The sequence below is a fragment of the Pseudoxanthomonas sp. OG2 genome (genome assembly GCF_014192765.1).
Classification (GTDB): Bacteria; Pseudomonadota; Gammaproteobacteria; order Xanthomonadales; family Xanthomonadaceae; genus Pseudoxanthomonas_A; species Pseudoxanthomonas_A beigongshangi.
Map to the genome: position 1 here is coordinate 1,377,179 of NZ_JACHYM010000001.1, position 23,045 is coordinate 1,400,223.

Consider the following 23,045-nt stretch of genomic DNA (forward strand, 5'->3'; position numbering starts at 1 on the left):
GTGGCCCGACCTCCGCCGCTTTCCACGCGCCCGGCGGGGCAGGATCCCAAACCCTGCCCCGCGTCACAGGCCGGGGGAGTTCCCTTCCGGCCGTAAACCGCTACCATGCGGAATGAAGTCCGGTCGGGGAAACCGGACGGGGAAATGCCGATGTCCATCAGCCGATCCGCTGCCAAGAAGACCGCCATCACGTCCGCGGGCCCGCGCGAAAACCCGCTCAGCCTGTTCGTCTGGGAAGGCGTGGACAAGCGCGGCGTCAAGATGAAGGGCGAGCAGGCGTCCAAGAACGCCAACATGCTGCGCGCCGAACTGCGCAAGCAGGGCATCACCCCCAACGTGGTCAAGGTCAAGCCCAAGCCGCTGTTCGGCGCCGCGGGACGGGCCATCAGCCCGAAGGAAATCGCCTTCTTCAGCCGCCAGATGGCGACCATGATGAAGTCCGGCGTGCCGATCGTGACCTCGCTGGACATCATCGCGGGCGGGCAGAAGAACCCGCGCATGAAGAAGATGGTGGATCAGGTGCGAGCGGACATCGAGGGCGGCTCCTCGATGACCGAGGCGATCTCCAGGCACCCGGTCCAGTTCGACGAGCTCTACCGCAACCTGGTCCGGGCCGGCGAAGGCGCCGGCGTGCTGGAGACGGTGCTGGACACCATCGCCAGCTACAAGGAAAACCTGGAAGCGCTGAAGGGCAAGATCAAGAAGGCGCTGTTCTACCCGGCCATGGTGATCGCGGTGGCGATCCTGGTCAGCGCCATCCTGCTGGTGTTCGTGGTGCCGCAGTTCGAGGAGACCTTCAAGAGCTTCGGCGCGGATCTGCCCGCCTTCACCAAGCTGATCGTCGCCGCGTCCCGCTTCATGGTGGCCTGGTGGTGGGCGTTGCTGCTGATCGCGGTTATCGGCATCGTGGTGACGGTCTTCAGCTTCAAGCGGTCCCCGGCCTTCCAGCACTTCGTCGACCGCATGATCCTGAAGGTGCCGGTGGTCGGCCAGATCATGCACAATTCCTCGGTGGCGCGTTTCGCCCGCACCACCGCGGTCACCTTCAAGGCCGGCGTGCCGCTGGTCGAGGCGCTGGACACCGTGGCCGGCGCCACCGGCAATACGGTCTACGAGAAGGCCGTGCACCGCATGCGCGACGACGTGGCCGTGGGCTACCCGTTGAACATGGCGATGAAGCAGACCGCGCTGTTCCCGCACATGGTGGTGCAGATGACCGCCATCGGCGAGGAGGCCGGCGCGCTGGACACCATGCTGTTCAAGGTGGCCGAGTATTACGAGCAGGAAGTGAACAATGCCGTCGATGCCCTCTCCAGCCTCATCGAGCCCTTCATCATGGTGGTCATCGGCGTCCTGGTCGGCGGCATGGTGATCGGCATGTACCTGCCCATCTTCAAGCTGGCGATGACGGTCGGATAATTCGTGGCATTCCTCGATCAACATCCCGGCCTCGGCTTTCCGGTCGCGGCCGGCCTGGGCCTGCTGGTGGGCAGCTTCCTCAACGTGGTCATCCTGCGCCTGCCGCGCAAGCTGGACTGGCAATGGCGGCGCGATGCGCGCGAGATCCTCGAGGAACCGGAAATCTACGACCCGCCGCCACCCGGCATCGTGGTCGAGAGTTCGCACTGCCCGCACTGCAAGCACAAGCTGGCCTGGTTCGAGAACATCCCGCTGATCAGCTGGCTCGCCCTGCGCGGCAAGTGCCGCCACTGCAAGGCGCCGATTTCCGTGCAGTATCCGCTGGTGGAACTGCTCACCGCCCTGCTGGTGGTCGCGTCGGTGTGGCGCTTCGGCTTTGGCTGGCAGGGATTCGGGGCCTCGTTGCTGAGCTGCTTCCTGGTGGCGCTGTCGGGCATCGACCTGCGTACCCGCTTGCTGCCCGATCAACTGACCCTGCCGCTGATGTGGCTGGGCCTGATCGCCAGCCTGGAAAACCTCTACATGGTGCCCAAGGCGGCGGTGCTGGGCGCGATTGCCGGCTACGTGTCGCTGTGGTCGGTGTGGTGGCTGTTCAAGCAGCTGACCGGCAAGGAAGGCATGGGCCATGGTGATTTCAAGCTGCTGGCGGCCATCGGCGCCTGGGTTGGCCTGAAGGGCGTCCTGCCCACCATCCTGCTGTCCTCGCTGGTGGGCGCCATCATCGGTTCGGTCTGGCTGGCGGCGAAGGGCCGCGACCGCGCCACGCCCATTCCGTTTGGTCCCTATCTGGCCATCGCCGGCTGGGTGGTGTTTTTCTGGGGCCAGGATCTGATCGACGCCTATCTGCGTTTCGCCGGCTTCCGGTAGAGCCGAGCTTGCTCGGCTGGATCGGTTCGGCCTGATTTCGCGCTTGGCCCCCATCCGCCCTTCGGGCACCTTCCCCCGCGCGCGGGGGAAGGACGCTCATGTAGAGCCGAGCTTGCTCGGCTGGGCGTTCGAGTCTGATCTTCCTGCTGGCCCCCATCCGCCCTTCGGGCACCTTCCCCCGCAGGCGGGGGAAGGACGCAGCGTGTAGAGCCGAGCTTGCTCGGCTGGGTGTTCGAGTCTGACTTTCCCGCTTGCCCCCATCCGCCCTTCGGGCACCTTCCCCCGCAAGCGGGGGAAGGGCGCAGCGTGTAGAGCCGAGCTTGCTCGGCTGGGCGATTGAGTCTGACCTTCCCGCTTGCCCCCATCCGCCCTTCGGGCACCTTCCCCCGCAGGCGGGGGAAGGGCGCAGCGTGTAGAGCCGAGCTTGCTCGGCTGGGGGCGACGACAGCGGAGCATGCTCCGCTCTACAACGTGGCGGTTCCGGCCAATAATGGGCGCATGAGCGAATACGTGATCGGACTGACCGGCGGTGTGGCGTCCGGGAAAAGCGCGCTGGAGCGGGCCTTCGCCGCGCGCGGCGTGGGCATCGCCGATGCCGACCGGGTGGCGCGGGAAATCGTCGAGCCGGGCCAGCCCGCGCTGGCCGAAGTCGCGGCCCGGTTCGGTACGGAAGTGTTGCAGGCCGATGGCCGGCTGGATCGCGCGGTCCTGCGCGCACGCGTGTTCGGCAACGAAAGCGAGCGCCGGGTGCTCGAAGGCATCCTCCACCCACGCATCCGCCAACGCCTGCAGGCGCTCTGCCAGGCGGCGGAGAGTCCCTACGCCATCGCCACCATTCCGCTATTGACTGAAGGCGGCGGCCGCGCCGCCTATCCCTGGCTTTCCCGCATCCTGGTGGTCGACGTGCCGCGCACGGTACAGAAGGCGCGCCTGATGCAGCGCGACGGCATCGATGCCGCGCTGGCCGAACGCATGCTGGACGCACAGGCGCATCGCGACCAGCGTCTGGCGCTGGCCGACGACATCGTGGTCAACGACGGTCATATCGACCGCCTGGAGGCCGCGGTGGCGGAACTGGATGCCCGCTACCGCCGCCTGGCCGCCGCCGTCGGCGAATCTGCCTAGAGCCGGCGCCGAGCGCGCCCCGATACTTCTTCAGTCGGCCCAGAGTCCGCGGATGGCGGCGATTCCCTGCGCGCCATGCTGGCGGGCTTCCAGGATATGGTCCGGCTGCAGGCCGCCGATGGCGTAGATCGGCAGCGACACCGCTTCGCGAAGGCGCGCGAATCCCTCCCAGCCCAGCACGCTGCCGCCCGGATGGCTGGCCGTTTCCCGCACGCTGCCCAGCGCCGCGAAATCGCAGCCCAGGTCCTCGGCACGGCGCAGTTCCTCGCCGGTATGGCAGGACGCGGCGACCGGCTGCGCATCGGGCAGCGGCCGCACCGACAGTTCCGGCAGTTGCGCCGCGCGCAGGTGCACGCCCGCGCCCAGCTCGCGTGCCAGGCCGATGTCGGAATTGATCAGCACCTCGACGCCGGCCCGCTGACTGGCCTCCACCGCCGCGCGCGCCAGTCGGCGACGGCGTTCCGCATCAACCCCGGGCATCCTCAGTTGCAGGCGGCGGACGCCCGACTCCAGCGCCCGTTGCAACGCGCCGAGCCAGGTCTCGTCGTCGACGTCCGCCGGCGACGGGGTGACCAGGTAGCGATCCGGGTGCAGCAGCGCCGCCACCACCGGGCGGTCGGCCGGCGGCATCACGTAGCGCGGGAGTTTCTCCGGCGCCACCCAGGCCAGCGCCTGTCCCTCGTGTCCGCGCGGATTGCCCTTCCAGGACAGTACCCGGCGCACGTCCAGGCGCAGGCGTTTGTCGGGGTACTGCTGGGGCACGTTGATGATGGGTTCGCCGATTTCGGCGGTGATGCCGAGTTCTTCCTGCAGTTCGCGAATCAGCGCCTCGGCCTCGGTTTCGCCGGCCTCGCGCTTGCCGCCGGGAAACTCCCAGCGGCCGGCCAGATCACGGCCCTCGGTGCGGCGGGCCAGCAGGATGCGGCCGCGGGCGTCGCTGATGACGCCGGCCACGACGTGGATGGATCGCAGAGGTTCGGAGGACATGGCCGAAGCTTGCCGGGTATTTCCGCGCAAATGCAAATGCGGTGGGTCACGGATTCAGGGCTTGCCCCCATCCGCCTTCGGCACCTTCCCCCGCAGGCGGGGGAAGGAGGGGTTGGGACGACTTCGGGGGCGGGGAGACTTCACTCGGGAGCGCCAGCGGCCAGCGGTCGCGGGAGTCGGGAGTCGGGAGGAAGCCGGAAGCCGGAAGCCGGAAGCCGGAAGCCAACGATACCTGCCGACCCGCCTCTCCCCGACTCCCCACTCGCGATCTGCCCCTGCCCCCTTCCCCCGCACGCGGGGGAAGGTGCCGAAGGCGGATGGGGGCAACCCCGACACCCCCCAAAAAAACAGGCGCCTCGAGGCGCCTGCTTTTCTTCACCGACTGCCGTCGTATCAGGCCAACTGGCCGTGGCAGTGCTTGAACTTCTTGCCGCTGCCGCAGGGGCAGGGATCGTTGCGGCCGACCTTGGGACCGGCGTCGGCCGGCATCGCCACCGGGCGGCCGGCCTGCGCGGCCTGGGCCTGCTCGGCTTCCTCGTCGGCGCTGTAGCCGCCGGCATCGGCGTGCTGGAACTGCATCTGCCGGGCCTGCGCTTCGGCCATCGCGCGCTCCTGCGCTTCCAGCGCCGCCACTTCCTCCTCGGTGCGGATGCGCACGCGCGCCAGCAGGGTCACGACTTCGCGCTTGACCCGCTCCAGCATGTCCGAGAACAGCTCGAAGGCTTCCTTCTTGTACTCCTGCTTCGGCTGCTTCTGCGCGTAGCCGCGCAGGTGGATGCCCTGCCGCAGGTAATCCATGCGCGCCAGGTGTTCCTTCCAGTTCTTGTCCAGCACGGTCAGCATGATGTGCTTTTCCAGCGCGCGCATGGTCTCGCCGCCGATGACCGTTTCCTTCTCGTCGAAGTGGCGGTTCATCGCGTCCTGCACGCGCTGCTCGATCGCTTCGGCGTCCAGTTCCTCGGCTTCCTTCGGCCAGGCGGTGACCGGCAGGGCCAGCGCCATTTCCTCTTCCAGCTCGCGCTGCAGGCCGGCCAGATCCCACTGATCGTCCACCGAGTTCGGCGGCACGAAGCGGCCCACCGTCTCGGCGACAACGTCGCCGCGGATACCGTCGATGTTGTCCTTCACCGAATCGGCTTCCAGCAGTTCGTCGCGCTGGGAATAGATGACCTTGCGCTGGTCGTTGTTGACGTCGTCGAAATCCAGCAGGTTCTTGCGGATGTCGAAGTTGTGCGCCTCGACCTTGCGCTGGGCCTTTTCGATCTGGCGGCTGACGAGGCGATCCTCGATCACGTCGTCTTCCTTCATGCCGATCAGCTTCATCGCCTTCTGGACCCAGTCCGAGGCGAAGATGCGCATCAGGTTGTCTTCCAGCGACAGGTAGAAGCGGGACGAACCCGGATCGCCCTGGCGGCCGGAACGGCCACGCAGCTGGTTGTCGATGCGGCGGGATTCGTGGCGCTCGGTGCCGATGATGTGCAGGCCGCCGGCGGCCTTGACCGCTTCGTGGCGCTGCTGCCATTCGGCCTTGACCCGCTGGCGATCGGCGTCGGTGGCGTCTTCCGGCAGTTGCTCCAGTTCCACTTCCAGCGAACCGCCCAGCACGATGTCGGTACCGCGGCCGGCCATGTTGGTGGCGATGGTGACCGCGCCGGAACGACCCGCCTGCGCGACGATGTGCGCTTCGCGCTCGTGCTGCTTGGCGTTGAGCACTTCGTGCGGGACGCCGGACTTGGTCAGGAACTCCGACAGCATCTCGGAGGTTTCGATCGAGGTCGTGCCGACCAGCACCGGCTGGCCGCGCTGGTAGCAGTCCTGGATGTCGGCCAGCACCGCGTTGAACTTGCCCTTGCGGTTGAGGAACACCTGGTCGGGCGAATCCTTGCGCACGGTCGGGCGGTGGGTCGGGATCACGATCACTTCCAGGCCGTAGATGCTCTGGAATTCGTAGGCTTCGGTGTCCGCCGTACCGGTCATGCCGGACAGCTTCTTGTACATGCGGAACAGGTTCTGGAAGGTGATGCTGGCCAGCGTCTGGTTCTCGCGCTGGACCGGCACGCCTTCCTTCGCTTCCACCGCCTGGTGCAGGCCGTCGGACCAGCGGCGACCCGGCAGGGTGCGGCCGGTGAACTCGTCGACGATCACCACTTCACCGTCGCGCACGATGTAGTCCACGTCACGCTGGTAGATCGCGTGCGCGCGCAGCGCGGCGTTGAGGTGGTGCACCACGGTGAGGTTGTTGGCGCCGTACAGGCTGTCTTCCTCGTCCTTCAGGATGCCGGCCTGCAGCAGCAGCGCCTCGGCGTGCTCCATGCCTGCCTCGGACAGGTGGACCTGCTTGCCCTTCTCGTCGACCCAGAAATCGCCCTCGCCTTCCTCGCTTTCCTGCTTGACCAGCTTCGGCACGATCTGGTTGACGCGCAGGTACAGCTCGGGGGATTCGTCGGCCGGACCGGAGATGATCAGCGGGGTGCGCGCCTCGTCGATCAGGATGGAGTCGACTTCGTCGACGATGGCGTAGTGCAGGCCGCGCTGGAAGCGGTCCTCCTTGGCCATCGCCATGTTGTCGCGCAGGTAGTCAAAACCGAATTCGTTGTTGGTGCCGTAGGTGATGTCGGCGGCATACGCCGAATGCTTGTCGCTGTGCGGCATGCCCGGGTAGACCACGCCGACCGACAGGCCCAGCCAGTTGTACAGGCGGCCCATCCAGGCCGAGTCGCGGCGGGCCAGGTAGTCGTTGACGGTCACCACGTGCACGCCCTTGCCTTCCAGCGCGTTGAGGTAGACCGGCAGGGTCGCGACCAGGGTCTTGCCTTCACCGGTGCGCATTTCCGCGATCTTGCCCAGGTGCAGCACCATGCCGCCGATCAGCTGCACGTCGTAGTGGCGCATGCCCAGCACGCGGCGGCTGGCTTCACGGCAGACGGCGAACGCTTCGGGCAGGATCTTGTCCAGCGACTCGCCGTCGGCGACGCGCTTCTGGAATTCAGGGGTCTTGGCCTTGAGCTCGTCGTCGGAGAGCTTCTCCATCTCCGGTTCCAGGGCATTGATTTTGCCGACGCTGCGCTGGAGCTGCTTCAGCAGGCGTTCGTTGCGGCTGCCAAAGACACGGGTAAGCAAGTTGTTGATCATGTAAGGAACCGGTTGGAAATGAGCGTCGGGGCCGTCGCGAACAGGCCGGCGAGCGGGACCCCAAAACGAAACAGGGCGCACTGCGCCCTGTCTGGCAACACCGTATTGTAGCTTGGGGCGCCCCCGGGGGAATCAACCCTGCCGGAAGCCCCTCCCGAAGCTCAGCCCCGCTTGATCTTGCCGACCGGGGTGGGACCGTCGCCGAGGAACTTGCGCGGGTTGACCACACGGCCGTTTTCCCAGACTTCGAAGTGCACATGGGCGCCGGTCGAGCGGCCGGTGGAACCGGCCTTGGCCACTTCCTGGCCGACCCGCACCAGGTCGCCGGACTTCACCACCAGGCGGGAGTTGTGCGCGTAACGGGTGACGTAGCCGTTGCCGTGATCAACGTCGACCACGTTGCCGTAGCCGCCCTTGATGCCGGCGAAGCTGACCACGCCGTCGGCCACGGCCAGCACCGGGTCGCCCACGCTGGCCTTGAAGTCGATGCCCTTGTGGTACTGGCCACCGCCGCCGAACGGATCGGCGCGGCCACCGAAACCGGAGGTGATGTAGCTGTTGGCGATGGGCATGCGCGACGGGGTCGCGTTCTTGTCCAGCTCACGGTTGAACAGCAGCGCTTCGAGCACCGACAGCTGCTGGCCGGAGGCGGCGAACTGGCGTTCGAGCTGGCTGACGCCCTTGTCCAGTTCGGACGGCGACATGTCGTAGACGGCATCGTTGCCGCCGACGCCCACCGGCTCCTCGAAATCGAACTCGCCGTCCTGCAACTGCCCCATGCGGGTCAGGCGGTCGCCCAGCGCGTTGAGGCGGTTGGCCTGCGCCTGCAGTTCGCCCAGGCGCGCGGCCATGGCGTTGATTTCCTGCTGGGCGCCGCGGCGGACCTGCTCGAGTTCGGCGTCCTGGCGCTCGGTCTTGGCCTGCAGGAGCGAGACCTGGGCCATGCCCATCGCGCTGCGTCCGGCCAGGCCGGCGACCAGGCCAACGGCGAGCAGACAGGCGGCGGTGGTGAGCGGTCTTGCGTGGACCAGACTGCGCGCCTTGTAGGCGGGGCCGGCGAGATGATTGGCCAACCAGGCGCGCGAATTGTTTACGATGTTTTGAAAAGCCATAGATACCGATGTCTGATTCGAAGTCCAAGCCGCGTGGCGCAAGCACTCCGCAACCGGCCCTCCAGGCCGCGCTGACGGATGCTGCCGCCGACCCGGTGCGTCGTGCCCTCTGGCTCGACGCCCTTGAACAGCAACTTCGCCCCTGTCTCCCGCCCGCCCTGGCTCCCCATTGCCGTTTGGCGAATGTGGCCGGCGAACGGCTCGTTTTTATCGTCGACTCCCCCGTGTGGCGCGCCAAACTCCGGCTCGCCTCCGTCGAACTGCTTGATGCCGCCCGATCCGTCGGACTGACGGTGACCGAGGTGACCGTCAAAACAACAACCGCCCCGCTCCACCCGAATCTTCGGGCAGAAACAACGGCACCACCTGTTCCGGAAGCCTCACGCAAGGCGCTGGCGGCTGTCCTGGCATCCTTGGAATCTCCGGACTCCGCCGGAGGAGGTACTGCTCCTGACAACCGGCGCGGCGGGCGGAAGCGCTAGCCCGCGACGCGAAGGCAAGGCATGGTACCGGGCATGGCGACCCGGGTCGTTAGTTGAAAGTTAATAATTAGTTAAATTCAGGCCCGAAATTTGACCTGAATCACACAAACGACAATGCGGCGACGCCGCATCCTTTCGAATACGGTTTCACCGGAAAGCGGTCGGAGGGGTTGGGTGGGACTCAGGCCGCCGCGGTGGCGGGGGTGCCGTACAGCACCGGCGAAGGATGGCGGGCATCCTCGAAAGTGACCTCTTCCCACGCCTCCGGCTGGGCCAGCAGGGCCCGCACCAGCTTGTTGTTCAGGGCGTGCCCGGACTTGTAGCCCTCGTAGGCGCCCAGGATCGGGCGGCCGGCGAGATAGAGATCGCCGATGGCGTCGAGGATCTTGTGGCGGACGAATTCGTCGGCGTAGCGCAGGCCGTCGTCGTTGAGGACCCGGAACTCGTCCAGCACGATGGCGTTGTCCATCGAACCGCCCAGGCCCAGGTTGCGCTCGCGCATGTACTCCAGGTCGCGCATGAAGCCGAAGGTGCGCGCGCGCGCGACTTCCTTGATGTAGGCGCCGGTGGAGAACTCGACTTCGGCGCGCGACTGCGAGGCCGGAATCATCGGGTGATCGAACTTGACCGTGAAGCCCACCCGGAAGCCCTCGTAGGGATCGAAGCGCGCCACCTTGTCGCCCTCGGTGACTTCCACCGGCGACTTGATGCGGATGAAGCGCTTGGGCGCATTCTGCTCGGCGATGCCGGCGGACTGCAGCAGGAACACGAAGGGACCGGCGGAACCGTCCATGATCGGCAGTTCGGCCGAGGACAGCTCGACGTAGACGTTGTCCACGCCCAGACCCGCCAGCGCGGACATCAGGTGTTCGACCGTCTGCACCTTGGCGCCGTCGCAGCTCAGGCCCGTGCACAGCGTGGTCTCGGTGACCAGTTCGGCGCTGGCCGGCATTTCCACCACCGGCTCCAGATCCACGCGCCGGAACACGACGCCGGTGTTCACCGGGGCCGGACGCAGCGTCATGTAGACCTTTTCGCCGCTGTGCAGGCCCACGCCGGTGGCGCGGATCACGTTCTTGAGGGTGCGTTGCTGGGCCATCGGAGGGGGACCGAGGTGAAGGTGCTGACCAAGAGCGGCGAGAATAGCACGCAATTAGCTGAATCTTAACGGAAGAATTGCTTTGTCCCACGGCTGAAACAATACCGCGCGAACCTGTCCGATTTCCCGACGGGGACGGAAAGGGCTGCCGGGCCGGGCAGGCCCGGCAGCGAAGGGACATGGCGGTACCGCGCCCTCCCCCGGACCGGCGGGAGGGTGTTTCAGGAGGCGGAGGTCAGTCCGCCTGCCGGCGCAGGAACGCCGGGATGTCCAGGTAGTCCGCGGGCAGGTCGGCCGCCGCCGGGGCGGACGACGCGGCCGGCGCGCTCGCCGGAGCCGCCGAACCACGGCGCAGGCCCAGGCCGCCGACGGCATCGGCCACCGGATCGACATTGGCCATCGCGTCGAACGCCGGCAGACCGGTGGTCGCGTCGCGGACCAGCTTGATCGGCGCGCGCACCGGCTCGCGGTCCAGGCCACGGCCGACCGGCTGGCGGGCGACGGCGCGGTTCAGGCCGGTGGCGACCACGGTCACCCGGACCTCGTCCTGCATGTCCGGATCCAGCACGGTGCCGACCACCACGGTCGCGTCCTCGGAGGCGAAGCCTTCGATGGTGCGGCCGACTTCGTCGAACTCGGCCATGGTGAAGTCCGGACCGGCGGTGATGTTGACCAGGATGCCGTTGGCGCCGGACAGGTTGACGTCGTCCAGCAGCGGGTTCTGGATGGCGCTCTCGGCGGCAGCCTGCGCGCGGTCATCGCCGCGGGCGTGGCCGGTGCCCATCATCGCCAGACCCATTTCGCTCATCACGGTGCGCACGTCGGCGAAGTCGACGTTGATCAGGCCCGGACGCACGATCAGGTCGGCGATGCCCTGCACGGCGCCGAGCAGCACGTCGTTGGCGGCGCGGAACGCCTGGATCATGGTCGCGTTGCGGCCCAGCACGGTGATCAGCTTTTCGTTCGGGATGGTGATCAGCGAGTCGCAGTGGTGGCTCAGTTCCTCGATGCCCTTCAGCGCCACCTGCATGCGGCGACGGCCTTCGAACGGGAACGGCTTGGTGACCACGGCCACGGTCAGGATGCCCATCTCCTTGGCCAGCTGCGCCACCACCGGCGCGGCGCCGGTGCCGGTGCCGCCGCCCATGCCGGCGGTGATGAACACCATGTCGGCGCCGTCCAGCGCCTCGATGATGCGCTCGCGATCTTCGAGCGCGGCCTGGCGGCCGACTTCCGGATTCGCGCCCGCGCCCAGGCCCTTGGTGACGTTGCCGCCGAGTTGCAGCTGCAGCTTGGCGCCGCAGTTCTTGATCGCCTGCGAATCGGTGTTGGCGGTGATGAATTCCACGCCGTCCACGCTGCCGTTGACCATGTGCGCCACCGCGTTGCCGCCGCCGCCGCCCACGCCAATGACCTTGATCACCGCATTCGGAGCCATCTTTTCAACCAGTTCAAAATGTGCCATGTCCGTTGTCCTCTTTGAGCTGGGATTGGGGATTCGGGATTGGGGATTCGGAGAAGCTGCCTTCCGCGTCCCTTTGACCGTCGTCCTCTACCAGCGAGTTGTTGTGTTTTAGTGGTTGTTGCGTACCGCGCTACCGCAATTCGTCTCTACCTGCCGCTTGTTGCCGGGATTGGGGATTCGGAAAAGCGTGCCTTCCGTTTCCCTTCGCCCTGCCCAGACCCGCGAACACTTGCGCCCTTGCGCTTGTTCGTATCGCTACTGCAAACCGTCCTCACCTGCCGCTTTCTTTCCGCCTTTCCGCTCTTTGCTCTTAGTCGCTTTTGCGAATCCCGAAACCCGATTCCCGAATCCCGGTCTTCAGAACTCACCGCGATACCAGTTCTGGATCTTCTTGAACCAGCTGCCGGCCTTGCCCGTGGGCAGTGACGGCCGCCGCGGGTGTTCGATCTGGCTGCCCATCAGCAGCAGGCCGACGCCGGTGGCGTGGACCGGGTTGCCGACGACTTCGCCCAGGCCGGTGACGTGCTGGGGGATGCCCACGCGCACCGGCATCTGCAGCATTTCCTCGGCCAGTTCGACCACGCCTTCCATCTTGGAAGCACCGCCGGTCAGGACCATGCCCGCGCGCACGCGCTCCTCGAAGCCGGAGCGGCGCAGTTCGGCCTGGACCATCTCGAAGATTTCCTCGTAGCGCTGCTGCACCGCCTGCGCCAGCGAATGGCGCGGCAGGCGGCGCGGCGGGCGATCGCCCACGCTGGGCACCTGGATGCTTTCCTCGGCGGTGGCCAGTTGGGCCAGCGCGCAGGCATAGCGCACCTTGATCTGCTCGGCTTCCGGGGTCGGCGTGCGCAGCATGTGCGCGATGTCGTTGGTGACCTGGTCGCCGGCGATCGGCAGCGAGGCGGTGTGGCAGATCGCGCCCTGCATGAACACCGCCAGGTCGGTGGTGCCCGCACCCAGGTCGACCAGCACCACGCCGAGTTCGCGCTCGTCGCTGGTCAGCACGGCGACGCTGGACGCCAGCGACGAGAAGATCAGGTCGTCGATTTGCAGGCCGCAGCGCTGCACGCACTTGCTGATGTTGGCGGCGGCCGACTGTGCGCAGAACACCAGGTGCGCGTCCACTTCCAGGCGCACGCCGGTCATGCCCACAGGATTGCGGATGCCTTCCTGCGAGTTGTCCAGCTTGTACTCGCGCGGGATGGCGTGGAGGATTTTCTGGTCGGCCGGGATGGCGACGGCCTTGGCCGCTTCCAGCACGCGGTCCAGATCACCCCAGGTCACCTCGCCGTCGCGGATCGGCACGATGCCGGGCGAGTTGCGGCACTGCACGTGGTTGCCGGAGATCGAGGCGTAGACCGAGCGGATCTCGCAGCCGGCCATCAGCTCGGCTTCCTCGACCGCGCGCTGGATCGACTGCACGGTCGATTCGATGTCGACCACCACGCCCCGCTTCAGCCCGCGCGATTCGTGCGAGCCGATGCCGATCACCTCGATCGGATTGCCGGGGGCGTACTCGCCCACCAGTGCGGTGACCTTGGAGGTGCCGATGTCGAGACCGACGATCAGCGATTTGTCGCCCTTGCGATTCATGTTGGAAAACCGAGATTTGATATTGGGGATTGGGGATTGGAGAAAGCGAAAAGCGACCCGGCGCGTCGGCGCACCGCCAAGGGCGGATTGGCTACGCGTGATCCCGAATCACCAATCTCCAATCCCGGCTTCACGGCGCCCCAGCTGAGCGCGAAACCATTGGTGTAACGCAGGTCGGCGCGCAGCAGCGGTTGGCCCTGGCGGGCGAGGATCTGCGGGAGCATGCGCACGAAGCGGCTCAGGCGCGGACGGGCGTCGGCGCGTCCAATCACCACTTCGGTGCCGTTGCCCAGGGTGAGGGTCCAGCTGCCACGCCGATCCATGGTCAGCGTTTCCACGTTCAGGCCGAGCGGCGCGAACAACTGGCGGGCTTCGTTGTACAGCGACACCACTTCCCTGACCTGCGAATCCGGCCCGCCAAGCTGCGGCAGTTTCAGGTCCTGCAGGGCCTTCGGCGTCGGGAACAGGCGACCGTGCTCGGACAGCAGGCGATCCTTGCCCCAGCGCGCGAACGGCCGGTGCTCGACGATGCTGATCTCCATCACGTCGGGCCAGCGCTTGCGCACTTCCGCGCGCTCGACCCAGGGCAGCTGTTCCACCGCGTCCTGCGCTTCCTGCAACCGCACCGCGAAGAACCCGCGCTGGGCATACGGCAGCACCACCGCGCGCAGCTGCGCCGGATCCACGCGCTCGAACTCGCCGTGCACGCGCAGCCGGGTCAGCGGCCAGCGATCGGCGCCGATCCAGCCGTTGACCACCGCGACCACCGGCAACGCGACGAGCGCGACGGCCAGCAGCCAGGCGAGGATGCGCAGCACGGCGTTCATCAGCCGACCACCTCCGGCAGCGTCTGTTCCAGGATGCGCCAGCACAGTTCCTGGAAATCAAGGCCAGCCTGCCCCGCCGCCTTGGGCACCAGCGAATGACTGGTCATGCCCGGCGCGGTGTTCACTTCCAGCAGGTAGAAGCGGCCGCTGGCGCGATCGCGCATCACGTCGACGCGGCCCCAGCCGCGGCAACCGGCCGCCTGGAACGCGGCCAGCGCGATGCGCCGGATCTCGCTCTCGTCGTCGCCCTCCAGGCCGGGGCACAGGTATTGGGTGTCCTCGGCCACGTACTTGGCGTGGTAGTCGTACCACTGCCCCTTGGGCACGATCCGGATCGACGGCAGCGCGACCCCGCCAAGGATGCCCACGGTCAGTTCGTCACCTTCGATCAGCTGCTCCATCAGCAGTTCGCCGTCGTAGCGGATGGCCAGCTCCACGGCGGCATCCAGATCGCTGTCCTGGAACACCCGGGTCACACCCACGCTGGAACCCTCGTTGGCCGGCTTGACGATCACCGGCAGGCCCAGCTCGCGGGCCGCGGCGTGCACGTCGTCGCCCTTCAGCAGGCGCACGTAGCGCGGCGTCGGCAGGCCCAGCGACAGCCAGACCTGCTTGGTGCGCACCTTGTCCATGCTCAGGGCCGAGCCGAGCACCGGCGAACCGGTGTACGGCATGCCGAAGGCTTCCATCAGCCCCTGCACCACGCCGTCCTCGCCGCCACCCTTGTGGCCGTGCAGGATGTTGAAGACGCGATCGAAGCGGCGCTGCACCAGCGCCTCGGCCAGGGCGGGAATGCCATCCACGGCGGTGGCGTCGATGCCGCGCGCGCGCAGCGCGTCCAGCACGTTGCGGCCGGAGTCGCGCGAAACCTCGGCTTCGCTGGAAGTACCACCCAGCAGCACGGCGACGCGGCCGAAACGGGCCGGGTCGGTGACGCGCGGTGGCGGGAACGAAAACTTGCTCATGAGTGTTGTTGCGCCTTCGCGCCGTTGGGGTCCACGAAACCGTGCGCCGCGATCTGCTGGGAGATGTGGCCGATGTCGCCGGCGCCCATCAACAACAGCAGATCGCCGTCACGCAGCACGTCCGGCAGCACGTCAATCAGATCGGCGACCTGGCTGACCACCACCGGCTCGTTGCGGCCGCGCGCGCGGATGGCGCGCGCCAGCGACTTGGCGTCGGCACCGGCAATCGGCGCCTCGCCGGCCGGATACACCTCGCTCAGCACCAGCGCGTCGGCTTCCGACAGCACCGCGGCGAATGCATCGAACTGGTCCCGGGTACGGCTGTAGCGGTGCGGCTGGAACGCGACCACCAGGCGCTTGTCCGGCCAGCCGCCGCGTGCCGCGGCGAACACCGCGGCCAGTTCCTTCGGGTGATGGCCGTAGTCGTCCACCAGGCGCACGCGCGCGCCGGCGGCGGTGGCGACTTCGCCCAGGTCGTTGAAGCGGCGCCCGATGCCGGCGAACTTCTCCAGCGCGGCGGCGATGTTCTCCGGCGACACGCCGAGCTGCCAGCCAACGGCGGCGGCGGCCAGCGCGTTCTGCACGTTGTGGCGACCCGGCAGGGCCAGCGTCACCGGGATGCTGACGTCCTCGGGCAGGCGCAGGGTGAAACGCATGCGCCCGGCTTCCTGCTCCACGTCCTCGGCGCGCACGTCGGCGTTGTCGGCGAAGCCGTAGGTCATCACGTGGCGCGGCGTCTCCGCGGCCAGCGCGGCCACTTCGGCGTCGTCGATGCACAGCACCGCCAGGCCGTAGAACGGCAGGCGCTGGAGGAATTCCGCGAACGCGGCCTTGACCCGTTCGAAATCGTTGCCGTAGTTCTCCAGGTGATCGGCGTCGATGTTGGTGACGATCGAGATGAGCGGGTTCAGGCGCAGGAAGCTGCCATCGCTCTCGTCGGCCTCGGCCACCAACCACTGGCCATCGCCCAGCTTGGCGTTGGCGCCGGCGGCCAGCAATTGGCCGCCGATGACGAAGGTCGGATCCAGCCCGCCTTCACTCAGCACCGCCGCGGTCAGGCTGGTGGTGGTGGTCTTGCCGTGGGTGCCGGCCACCGCGATGCCACGGCGAAAACGCATCAGTTCCGCCAACATCGCCGCGCGCGGCACGATCGGGATGCGCTGCGAACGCGCTTCCATCAGTTCCGGATTGTCGTGCTTGATCGCGCTGGACACGACCACGCAGTCGGTGCCGAGCACGTTGGAGGCGTTGTGGCCGCGCATCACCCGCGCGCCCAGCGAGGCCAGCCGGCGGGTCGCCGCATTGTCGGCGTTGTCCGAACCGGAGACTTCATAGCCCAGCGTGCACAGCACCTCGGCGATGCCGCTCATGCCGGAACCGCCGATGCCCACGAAGTGGACGCGACGGAATTCGCGCGCCAGGTTGCCGGTGTGCTGCAGGCGGCGTTCGCGTGCGGCGGCCATCATGCGGCGCCTCCCGGGCCGGGATTGGCGATTCGGGATTGGGGATTCGTGCACGCTTGCTCGCGCCGCCGGCCTGTGCCGGTGGCGTTGCTGTTGCGAATCTCCATTGCCCAATCACGAATCACGGCTTTCCTCCAGAATGATGTCGGCGATGCGGTCGGCCGCATCGGTCTTGGCCAGGCCGCGCGCGGCCTCGGCCATGGCTTTTCGTTTGTCCGGGTGCTGGGCGAGATCGCTCAGCACGCCATGCAGGCGCTCGGCCAGGTAGGCGTCCTGCTTCAGCAGGATCGCGGCGTCGCGCTCGACCAGGAATTCGGCGTTGCGGGTCTGGTGGTCGTCCACCGCCTGCGGGAACGGCACCAGCACGCTGCCCACGCCCACCGCGCAGACCTCGGCCAGGGTGGATGCGCCGGCGCGACATACCACCAGATCGGCCCAGCCGTACGCGGCGGCCATGTCGGTGATGAAAGCCTCCACGCTGGCCGGCACGCCGGCATCGGCATAGGCCTTGACCGCTTCCTCGCGCAGCTTCTCGCCGCACTGGTGGCGAATCTCGACCGGCATTTCCGCGCCCAGCATCGCCACCGCGCGCGGCACCGACTGGTTGAGCGCACGCGCGCCCTGGCTGCCGCCGAGCACCAGCACGCGCAGCGGGCCTTCGCGCCCGCCCATGCGCTGCGCGGGCGGCGCGATCGCGGCGATCTCTTCGCGCACCGGATTGCCGACGTATTCCTCGCCGTGGGCGAAGCTGCCCGGGAAACCGGTCAGCACGCGGCGCGAGAAGCGCGCCAGCACGCGATTGGTGAAACCGGGCGCGCGATTCTGTTCGTGCACCAGCAGGGGCTTGCCGGACAGCCGCGCGGCCATGCCGCCGGGACCGGCGGCGAAACCGCCGAAGCTGACCACCGCGCGCGGACGGCGCGCGCGCAGCAGGCCCATTGCGCCGGCAATCGCACGACCCACGCGCAGCGGGGCGCCCAGCAGCGCCAGCTTGCCCTTGCCGCGCAGGGCGGAGATCGGAAGCGTATCCAGCGGAATGCCGTGCGGCGGCACCAGCCGGGTTTCCATCGCGCCGTCGGCGCCCAGCCAGGTCACCGGCACGCCACGCGCGCGCAATACCTTCGCCACCGCCAGCGCGGGGAAGATATGCCCGCCGGTACCGCCGGCGAGGATCATCACGGGCTGGACCGACGCGGTCATGCGGTCCTCCCGAAAATGGGTTCGATGCGCTGGCGCAGGCGGCTGGTGCCGCGCACGGCCGCGGGCGCGGGCGTCGTCGCGGGCGCAGTCGCGGACGGCGCGGTCGCCGGAGTGTCGGACGCGGCCGGTGCCGGTTCCGCGCCCGCCTGCAATTCGCCGCGCAGCGCGACCTGCCGCTGGGCGCGATCCAGTTCGTAGGACACCCGCAGCAGCAGGCCCATCGCGGCGCAGGTCATCAGCACGCTGGAGCCGCCGGAGGAGATCAGCGGCAGGGTCAGTCCCTTGGTCGGCAGCAGGCCCAGGTTCACGCCCATCGAAACGAAGCTCTGCAGGCCGATCCACAGGGCGATGCCGAACGCGCAGTAGCCGGCGAAGTGGCGGCGCATCTCGACGCAGCGCAGGCCCACCCAGAACGCGCGGCCCACCAGCAGCGCGTACAGGCCGATGACCAGGCAGATGCCGGCGAAGCCGAGTTCCTCGCCGATGACGGAGAAGATGAAGTCGGTGTGCACTTCCGGCAGGTAGTTCAGCTTCAGCACCGAACCACCCAGGCCGATGCCGGACCATTCGCCTCGGCCGATCGCCATCAGCGCATTGGTCAGCTGGTAGCCGGAGCCGAACGGATCCGCCCACGGATCGGCGAACGAGGTCAGGCGGCGCATGCGATAGGGTTCGGCGATGGCGATCACGGCCAGCACCGGCAAGCCGACCAGCACCGGGCCGAACATGCGCGGCATGTTGACGCCGCCCAGCACCAGCATGCCGGCGGTGATCGCCAGCAGCAGCGAGGACGAACCGAAGTCCGGCTGCATCAGCAGCAGCGCGACCAGCACCACCACCACGCCCAGCGGCTTGAGCATCGCGATCCAGGTCGCGTTGACCTCGTCGCGGAACCGCACCAGGTAGCTGGCCAGCCAGACGATGAAGAACACCTTGACCGCCTCGACCACCTGGAAGTTGGACACGCCCAGGTTGATCCAGCGGTGCGCACCCTTCACGCTCACGCCCAGTCCGGGCACGAACACCAGCAGCAGCAGGCCGACGCAGCCCAGCAGCAGCAGCTGGTTGTAGTGCTCGACGGTCTTCAGTTCGGTGCGCATCGCCCAGATCGCCAGGCCCAGGCCGCCGGCCAGGAACATCAGGTGGCGCACCAGGTAGTAGAACGGCGTGGCGGTCTGCGAGATCGAGCTCGACGCGACCATCACCACGCCCAGCGAGGCGAGCGCCAGCGCCGCGCCCAGCAGCCACGGGTCATAGCGGCCACCGATGGCCTCCAGTCGTGTCGCCTGGCGGGCGCGGTCGTTCATCAGCGCACCTTCAACGTGGCCAGTCCGACCAGGACCAGCACCACCGAGATGATCCAGAAGCGCACGATCACGCGCGGCTCCGGCCATCCCTTCAGTTCGAAGTGGTGGTGGATCGGCGCCATCCGGAACACACGCTTGCCGGTCAGCTTGAACGAGGCGACCTGGATCATCACCGAGAGCGTTTCGATGACGAAGATGCCGCCCATGATCACCAGCACCAGTTCCTGGCGCACGATCACCGCGATGGTGCCCAGCACGGCGCCCAGCGCCAGCGCGCCGATGTCGCCCATGAACACCATCGCCGGGTAGGTGTTGAACCACAGGAAGCCCAGGCCCGCGCCGGCGATGGCGGCGCAGATGATCACCAGTTCACCGGCGCCCGGCACCTGCGGAATCTGCAGGTAGTTGGAGAACACCGCGTTGCCCGAGGCGTAGGCGAAGATGCCCAGCGCGCAGGCGACCAGCACGGTCGGCATGATCGCCAGCCCGTCCAGGCCGTCGGTCAGGTTGACCGCGTTGGAGAAGCCGACGATCCAGAAATAGGCGATGGCGACGAAGCCGATGCCGGCCAGCGGCAGCGCGATCGACTTGAAGAACGGCACGTAGAAGGTCGTGGCCGCCGGCACGTCGGCGTACAGGTACAGGTAAAGACCCGCGGCCAGGCCGAAAATCGACTGCAGCAGGTATTTCCAGCGCGACTTCAGGCCGTTGGGATCGCGCTTGACGATCTTGATCCAGTCGTCGTACCAGCCGATGGCGCCAAACGCCAGCATCACCAGCACCACCGTCCACACGTACTTGTTGCGCAGGTCGCCCCACAGCAGCACCGCCGCCAGCACGGTCATCAGGATCAGGCCGCCACCCATGGTCGGCGTGCCGGCCTTGGAGAAATGCGTCTGCGGACCATCCTGGCGGATCGGCTGGCCGCCCTTGAACTGCGCCAGGCGGCGGATCACCGCCGGTCCCCACCACAGCGACAGGAACAACGCCGTCAACGCGGCAAGGATGCCGCGGAAGGTCAGGTAGCCGAACAGCCCGAAGAAATTCTCCAGGCTCTGCAGCCAGCGTGCGAGCTCAAGCAACATGCGATTTCCCCTCCCCTTCGGCCAGCAGCGCCGTGACGATCTTGTCCATGGCGCTGCCGCGCGAACCCTTCACCAGGCAGCGCACACCGGCATGCAGATCGGCGCGCAGCGCTTCGGCCAGGGTCTTGTGTGTTTCAAAATGCAGGGCGCCCTCGCCGAACGCCTGCGCGGCGTGCTGGCTGAGCGGACCCAATGTGTAGAGACGGCGGATGCCGGCGGTGCGCGCGCGGCGGCCGGCATCGGCGTGCAGCGCCTCGGCGTCGGCGCCGAGTTCGCGCATGTCGCCCAGCACCAGCCAGGCTTCGCCATCGCCGGCGGCCAGCGCATCGATGGCGGCGGCCAGCGAACCCGGGTTGGCGTTGTAGCTGTCGTCGATCAGCACCGCGCCGTTGCCCAGCGTGCGCGCGACCTGGCGGCCCGCGACCGGCTGCGCCGCGCCCAGGCCCTCGGCAATCGTCGCCAGCGACACGTCGCAGGCCAGCGCCAGCGAGGCGGCGGCCAGCGCATTGAGCACGTTGTGGCGTCCGGGCAGGTGCAGCTCAACCGCCACTTCGCCCTGCGGCGCGACCAGCGTGAAACCCGAACCGGTCGCACCGGCGCGGATATCGCGCGCCGTCACGTCGGCGCTGGCCTCCAGGCCGAAGCGCAGGATCCGGCGATCGGCGACCCGCTCGGCGAAGTATTCGGCGAACGCGTCATCGGCGTTGATCACCGCGGTGCCGGACGCCGGCAGGGCGTCGTAGATCGCGCCCTTGGTCTCGGCCACGCCCAGCAGTGATCCCATCCGCTCCAGGTGGGCGGCGGCGACGTTGTTCACCAGCGCCACGTCGGGCGCGACGATGTCGGTCAGGTAGGCGATGTCGCCCGGCTGGCCGGCGCCCATTTCGTAGACCGCGAAGTCGGCGTCGTCCGGTGCGTCGATGACCGCCAGCGGCAAGCCGATCTCGTTGTTGCGGTTGCCCGGGTTGAAATAGGTCACGCCGGCGCGCTGCAGGATCGCGACCACCAGCGTCTTGACGGAGGTCTTGCCGTTGCTGCCGGTGATGGCGACCACGCGCCCGGACTGATCCTGGTGGATGCCCGCGGCAATCCGGGCCAATGCGAGCTGGCTGTCGGGCACCACGATCTGCGGCAGATCGACGTTGACGGTGTGCTCCACCAGCACCGCGGCGGCGCCACGCATGGCCGCGTCGTAGGCGAAGTCGTGTCCGTCGAAGCGCTCGCCGCGCAGGGCCACGTACAGGCTGCCCGGCTGCAGGGCGCGGGTGTCCTGGGTCATCGCGTCCACCACGGCATCGTCGCCGTGGAGTTCGCCACCGGCCCAGTGCGCGAGCAGCGAGAGCGGCAGCCGCTTCATGCGCGCGCCTCCAATGCCTGGCGGGCCACCGCGGTGTCGTCGAACGGATGCTTCACGCCATTGATTTCCTGGTACGGCTCATGGCCCTTGCCGGCGATCAGCACGATGTCGTTCTCGCCGGCCTCGCCGACCGCGCGTTCGATCGCCAGGCGGCGATCACGCAGCACGGTGACGGCGTCCGGCCGGGTGAACCCGGCCACGATGTCGGCGACGATGCGGTCGCCGTCCTCGCCCCGGGGGTTGTCGTCGGTGACGAACACGCGGTCCGCCAACCGTTCGGCGGCCGCGGCCATCTGCGGACGCTTGCCCGCATCGCGCTCGCCACCGCAGCCGAATACGCAGATCAGCCGGCCCCCGGCGTGGTCGCGCAGGCTGGACAGGGCCTGTTCCAGCGCGTCGGGCGTATGCGCATAGTCGATCACGATCAACGGCAGCCGGCGGCCCTGTTCGTCGACGTTGCCGCCGAGGCGGTTCATGCGCCCATGAATCGGCTGCAGTCGCGACAGGGTGCGGGCGATTTCCTGCGGCGCCTCGCCCAGCGCGTACAGCACGCCGGCCACCGCCAGCAGGTTGTCCACGTTGAAACGGCCGAGCAGGCGCGACTGCACCGGATGGGATTCGCCGCCCGTGGCCAGATCGAACGCGATGCCGCTGGCGTCCAGACGCAATGCGTCCGCGCGCAGGGTGGCCGACTCCTGTCCGCGCGAGCTGACGCCCACGCCCTGCACCGCGCCGGGCAGATGCGGATACAGCACGCGGCCGTACTCGTCGTCGAGGTTGATCACCGCCGCCTTGAGCTCGGGCCAGGCGAACAGGCGCGCCTTGGCCGCGCCGTAGGTCGCCATGTCGCCGTGGTAATCGAGGTGATCGCGGGTGAGGTTGGTGAACACGCCGACATCGAAGTGCACGCCGTCCACGCGTCCCTGATCCAGCGCGTGCGAGCTGACTTCCATCGCCACCGCCTTGGCGCCGGCATCGCGCAGCTGCGCCAGCAGCGCATGCATCTGCAGCACCAGCGGAGTGGTGAAGCCGGTCGGCACGACTTCGCCGTACATGCCCGCGCCCAGCGTACCGATGCTGCCGCAGCGGGTGCCACGGATATGCCAGGCCTGCGCCAGCAACTGCACCGTGGAGGTCTTGCCATTGGTGCCGGTGACGCCGACCAGCTTCATGTCGCGCGAGGGGAAGGCGTGGAAGCGATCGGCCATCGCGCCCATGCGCGCGCGCAGGCCGGGCACGGCGATGGCGTCGCGCGGTACGTCCATGCCGGGCGGTGCCGGGGGTTCGTACAGGATCGCGCTGGCGCCCTTCTGCCGGGCCTGCTCGACGAAGTTGAGCCCGTGAGCGCCGAAACCGGCGATCGCCACGAAGGCGTCGCCCGGCTCGATCGTGCGGCTGTCCTGGACCAGTCCGCGCACCACGATGTCGCGCGGCACGTCCACGTCGGGCAGCAGTTCGGCCAGTGCCATCATGCGCCTCATCGCACGCCTCCCGTGCCCTGCACGGCCACCGGCGCGGGAGCGTCGAAGGTGGGCGAATCGGTCATGTCGGTGGCATCGT

The 23,045-nt window shown here is 68.0% G+C and carries 18 protein-coding genes; 4 read left to right on the plus strand and 14 right to left on the minus strand.

Annotation, left to right across the window (positions count from 1 at the left end):
* The first annotated feature begins 150 nt into the window (after positions 1 to 150).
* From FHW78_RS06520 to coaE, 3 genes are all read left to right on the plus strand, one after another.
* Positions 151 to 1,419, plus strand: a complete 1,269-nt coding sequence (locus tag FHW78_RS06520; RefSeq protein WP_183639009.1) for a type II secretion system F family protein — start codon at positions 151 to 153, stop codon at positions 1,417 to 1,419.
* Between the two features lie 3 nt (positions 1,420 to 1,422).
* Positions 1,423 to 2,286 carry an A24 family peptidase gene (locus tag FHW78_RS06525; protein ID WP_183639010.1) on the plus strand — a complete coding sequence of 288 codons (864 nt, stop codon included), beginning with the start codon at positions 1,423 to 1,425 and terminating at the stop codon, positions 2,284 to 2,286.
* Between the two features lie 498 nt (positions 2,287 to 2,784).
* Entirely contained in the window at positions 2,785 to 3,411 is a 627-nt protein-coding gene (coaE, locus tag FHW78_RS06530; RefSeq protein ID WP_183639012.1) for a dephospho-CoA kinase, read from the plus strand.
* 30 nt (positions 3,412 to 3,441) lie between these two features.
* On the opposite strand, the gene FHW78_RS06535 is transcribed toward coaE, so the two are convergent.
* From FHW78_RS06535 to FHW78_RS06545, 3 genes are all read right to left on the minus strand, one after another.
* Entirely contained in the window at positions 3,442 to 4,398 is a 957-nt protein-coding gene (locus tag FHW78_RS06535; protein ID WP_183639014.1) for a Nudix family hydrolase, read from the minus strand.
* 393 nt (positions 4,399 to 4,791) lie between these two features.
* Positions 4,792 to 7,530 carry a preprotein translocase subunit SecA gene (gene secA / locus FHW78_RS06540; protein ID WP_183639016.1) on the minus strand — a complete coding sequence of 913 codons (2,739 nt, stop codon included), beginning with the start codon at positions 7,528 to 7,530 and terminating at the stop codon, positions 4,792 to 4,794.
* A 161-nt stretch (positions 7,531 to 7,691) separates the two neighbouring features.
* Complete coding sequence (locus tag FHW78_RS06545; protein WP_183639018.1) at positions 7,692 to 8,642, minus strand: M23 family metallopeptidase; 951 nt, start codon at positions 8,640 to 8,642, stop codon at positions 7,692 to 7,694.
* 8 nt (positions 8,643 to 8,650) lie between these two features.
* On the opposite strand from FHW78_RS06545, the gene FHW78_RS06550 reads away from it, so the two are divergent.
* On the plus strand, positions 8,651 to 9,124 hold the full coding sequence (locus tag FHW78_RS06550; RefSeq protein ID WP_183639020.1) for a DUF721 domain-containing protein: 474 nt from the start codon (positions 8,651 to 8,653) through the stop codon (positions 9,122 to 9,124).
* Between the two features lie 181 nt (positions 9,125 to 9,305).
* Here FHW78_RS06550 and lpxC read toward each other — a convergent pair whose 3' ends face one another.
* The 11 genes from lpxC to FHW78_RS06600 all read right to left on the minus strand — a co-directional run bounded on the left by lpxC (position 9,306) and on the right by FHW78_RS06600 (position 22,966).
* Positions 9,306 to 10,223, minus strand: coding sequence for a UDP-3-O-acyl-N-acetylglucosamine deacetylase (gene lpxC, locus FHW78_RS06555; protein ID WP_183639022.1), 918 nt, complete (start codon positions 10,221 to 10,223; stop codon positions 9,306 to 9,308).
* A 235-nt stretch (positions 10,224 to 10,458) separates the two neighbouring features.
* Positions 10,459 to 11,688 carry a cell division protein FtsZ gene (gene ftsZ, locus FHW78_RS06560; RefSeq protein ID WP_141455692.1) on the minus strand — a complete coding sequence of 410 codons (1,230 nt, stop codon included), beginning with the start codon at positions 11,686 to 11,688 and terminating at the stop codon, positions 10,459 to 10,461.
* Positions 11,689 to 12,045: 357 nt separating this feature from the next.
* A complete protein-coding gene (gene ftsA, locus FHW78_RS06565) occupies positions 12,046 to 13,281 on the minus strand; it encodes a cell division protein FtsA (protein ID WP_141455691.1) in 1,236 nt (411 codons plus the stop codon).
* Positions 13,278 to 14,108, minus strand: coding sequence for a cell division protein FtsQ/DivIB (locus FHW78_RS06570; RefSeq protein WP_183639023.1), 831 nt, complete (start codon positions 14,106 to 14,108; stop codon positions 13,278 to 13,280). The genes ftsA and FHW78_RS06570 overlap by 4 nt, the downstream gene beginning before the upstream one ends.
* Positions 14,108 to 15,073, minus strand: a complete 966-nt coding sequence (locus tag FHW78_RS06575; protein WP_183639025.1) for a D-alanine--D-alanine ligase — start codon at positions 15,071 to 15,073, stop codon at positions 14,108 to 14,110. Before FHW78_RS06575 ends, FHW78_RS06570 begins: the two co-directional genes overlap by 1 nt.
* Positions 15,070 to 16,539, minus strand: coding sequence for a UDP-N-acetylmuramate--L-alanine ligase (gene murC, locus FHW78_RS06580; RefSeq protein WP_183639027.1), 1,470 nt, complete (start codon positions 16,537 to 16,539; stop codon positions 15,070 to 15,072). The genes FHW78_RS06575 and murC overlap by 4 nt, the downstream gene beginning before the upstream one ends.
* Before the next feature lie 111 nt (positions 16,540 to 16,650).
* Positions 16,651 to 17,736: an undecaprenyldiphospho-muramoylpentapeptide beta-N-acetylglucosaminyltransferase gene (gene murG, locus FHW78_RS06585; RefSeq protein ID WP_203323083.1), complete on the minus strand. Its 1,086-nt coding sequence runs from the start codon at positions 17,734 to 17,736 to the stop codon at positions 16,651 to 16,653.
* Entirely contained in the window at positions 17,733 to 19,043 is a 1,311-nt protein-coding gene (gene ftsW, locus FHW78_RS19815; RefSeq protein WP_203323082.1) for a putative lipid II flippase FtsW, read from the minus strand. Before ftsW ends, murG begins: the two co-directional genes overlap by 4 nt.
* The gene (gene mraY / locus FHW78_RS06590) at positions 19,043 to 20,128 is read right to left on the minus strand and encodes a phospho-N-acetylmuramoyl-pentapeptide-transferase (protein WP_141455685.1); all 1,086 of its coding nucleotides are present in this window, start codon (positions 20,126 to 20,128) and stop codon (positions 19,043 to 19,045) included. The genes ftsW and mraY overlap by 1 nt, the downstream gene beginning before the upstream one ends.
* Positions 20,118 to 21,485 (minus strand): UDP-N-acetylmuramoyl-tripeptide--D-alanyl-D-alanine ligase, encoded by a 1,368-nt coding sequence (gene murF, locus FHW78_RS06595; protein ID WP_183639031.1) that lies wholly within the window; start codon positions 21,483 to 21,485, stop codon positions 20,118 to 20,120. Before murF ends, mraY begins: the two co-directional genes overlap by 11 nt.
* Positions 21,482 to 22,966 carry a UDP-N-acetylmuramoyl-L-alanyl-D-glutamate--2,6-diaminopimelate ligase gene (locus FHW78_RS06600; RefSeq protein WP_183639033.1) on the minus strand — a complete coding sequence of 495 codons (1,485 nt, stop codon included), beginning with the start codon at positions 22,964 to 22,966 and terminating at the stop codon, positions 21,482 to 21,484. The genes murF and FHW78_RS06600 overlap by 4 nt, the downstream gene beginning before the upstream one ends.
* Positions 22,967 to 23,045 lie beyond the last annotated feature (79 nt).